At 35.4% G+C, this 339-nt stretch carries 1 protein-coding gene; it reads left to right on the top strand.

Annotated features, from left to right (window positions below; translation table 11 throughout):
• Positions 1-91: 91 nt before the first annotated feature.
• A partial coding sequence (locus tag FH871_RS35295) for a hypothetical protein (RefSeq protein ID WP_212768427.1) occupies positions 92-339 on the top strand: 248 nt, incomplete at its 3' end.

The raw sequence follows: 339 nt of genomic DNA, 5'->3' as shown, positions 1-339 counted from the left end.
CAATTTTAAACCGCCCTTGACAATTGAGAAGAATTAACATAGAATAGTCAGTGTAGTTAGAAACTCAGAAAGTAGGGCAAATACTATGAGTATGCTGAAAGATATCCATGATTACGTAAAAAAGAATTACGAAGCGGGAAACTATGATGATGCCAAGGCAGCCTATACTTCTTGGAAAACCGAGAATAACCAGCAATCTAATCTAACCGATTTTGAAATGGGTATCCAAAAAGCCCAAAGCGATTATAAAAAAAGCGGGACATTTGCGATCTATCCAAAGCTAGCAATTGATGTCGCAAACAAATTATTTAATGACAAAGCTTTTGAAATCAGTGAATT

Source organism: Larkinella sp. C7, assembly GCF_006149005.1.
In the GTDB taxonomy this organism is placed as follows: Bacteria; Bacteroidota; Bacteroidia; order Cytophagales; family Spirosomataceae; genus Larkinella.
The sequence above is the reverse complement of the archived record's forward strand: the minus strand, read 5'-3'. Positions and strand labels throughout refer to the sequence as shown.